The sequence below is a fragment of the Microbacterium sp. Bi128 genome, assembly GCF_918698205.1.
Genome location: NZ_CAKKMM010001083.1, coordinates 1 through 1756 on the forward strand (window position 1 = coordinate 1; position 1756 = coordinate 1756).

Below are 1756 nucleotides of genomic sequence, written 5' to 3' on the forward strand. Positions count from 1 at the left end.
CGTCCCGCCTGCGCACGTGGATGAACAGCCCTTCAGGCTTCATGGTCAGCGTGTGTTTGATCTGCAGCTCATAGCCCGGGTCCGCCGCCGTGACCTCGAAGCGCTGCAGGAGCTTGGCCAGGAAGAGCATGGCCTCCTGCAGGGCAAATCCCCGGCCGATGCAGGAGCGCTGCCCGTTGCCGAAGGGCTTCCAGGCATTGGCGGGGATTTCGGCGGCCCGTTCCGGGGAGAACCGCTCCGGGTCAAAGAGGCCGGCGTCCTCGCCCCAGGCCGCCTTGTCCCGATGCAGTTGCGGGATCAGGACCATGATGGGCTGGCCCGCGGGGACTTCGTAGCGGCCGCCGAGCATCGTGTCCTCGTAAGGAGTCACGTTGAACGCCGGAGCGGTGGGCCACAGCCGTAGCGTTTCCTTAAGGATCTGGTCCAGGTATCCCAGCCGGGGCAGGTGCTCGAACCTGGCGCTTTCGGTACCAAGGACCTCGTCCACTTGTGCACGCGCCTTGGCCAGGACGCCCGGATGGCGCAGCAGTTCGTAGAGTGTAAAGGACAGCAAGCCGCTGGTAGTCTCGTGCCCGGCGATCAGGAACGTGACCATCTGATAGCGGATGTTTTCATCGGATAGACGCTCACCGGTCACCGGGTCCGCCGCGCTGAGCATGGTGTCCAGGATGTCTTCGCTGCCGGGCGGGCTGGGGTTGCGCCGCCGGTCACTGATGATCTGTTCGGCGACCTCGAACATCAGGGCATGGTCTTCTTCGAGCTGGTGCCGCCTGCGCAGCATGATCTTGTTCTGCACCGGGAGCCTGCGCGCCCGGTCCCCGGATTCAACCAGGGCGCGGACCATGGCGCCGACGAACGGGTGCATCTCCTCCCGGTAGAGGCTGTTGAACCGGTAGCTGAACGAGCACAGGGCGATGGTGTCCAGCGTCAGGCGGGTGGTGCTGTCCGGAATGTCGATCCGCGCCGTGGGGCCCAGCCTCTCCCACTTGAGCAGCAGCTGCTCGACGATGTCGTCCATGCCGGCGAACATCCGCTTCAGCGCTGCAGGCCCGAACGCCGGCATCAGGATCCGGTGTGCCTTTTGCCAGTTGGGTTCCTGTGTATCTGCGGTGAACAGGCCGTCGCCGGCGAACTGCCTCACCTGCCGAAGGGCAACGCCCAGCACTTTGCCGAACCGGGACTCGTCGCACACCTCGTTGACGAGCTGCTGGGAAGAGATGGCGACGATACTGCGGTTGAAGAACTGGATGCGGACTATGGGGCCGTACCGCTCGGCCAGCTCGACTATTCCCAGGATTCCCTTGCTGGAGTCGATGTCCGGCAAATTGCCGACCACCGGCCTCGTGGGAGGCTGCGGTATGGGGACGCTGGGTGAAGTCATGGCCACTCATAGGCGATCGCCAATGGACGCGCTGTGAGCACTGCTTACTGCCTGGCCGGACGGAACCGTCCTGCCGGAACCACGATACTCCGGTCCGATCCCGCACAAAATAGCTCCTGCCCGGCTTCGCGGGCCATCGTCCCTGACGGCCGAACGCCAAGAAGCGAAGGGTCGGAGACTGTTTTCTTCGTGCTGTCTGCCGGGACGCCCTTCTTGTCAGCGGGCGGGGTCAGAGGGGCGCTTCTTAGCCGGCGGCCGTCGCTGAGGTTCGCAGCCCGTGGACGAACTCAAGCTTGTCGATAACTGCGGCGGAAAGGACGAAGGGGTAAAGATCATCTTTCCCCATGCTGCGGTTGACCTGGTTCAGGGCAAGGG

Annotated in this window: 2 protein-coding genes; both read right to left on the reverse strand. The window is 64.3% G+C overall.

Annotated features, from left to right (window positions below; translation table 11 throughout):
- Positions 1-1336 (reverse strand): cytochrome P450 (locus tag LQV45_RS29965; RefSeq protein ID WP_230010816.1); only part of this gene is annotated, 1336 nt, incomplete at its 3' end.
- Positions 1337-1625: 289 nt separating this feature from the next.
- Positions 1626-1748 (reverse strand): putative zinc-binding metallopeptidase, encoded by a 123-nt coding sequence (locus LQV45_RS29970; protein WP_290370361.1) that lies wholly within the window; start codon positions 1746-1748, stop codon positions 1626-1628.
- Positions 1749-1756: the final 8 nt, after the last annotated feature.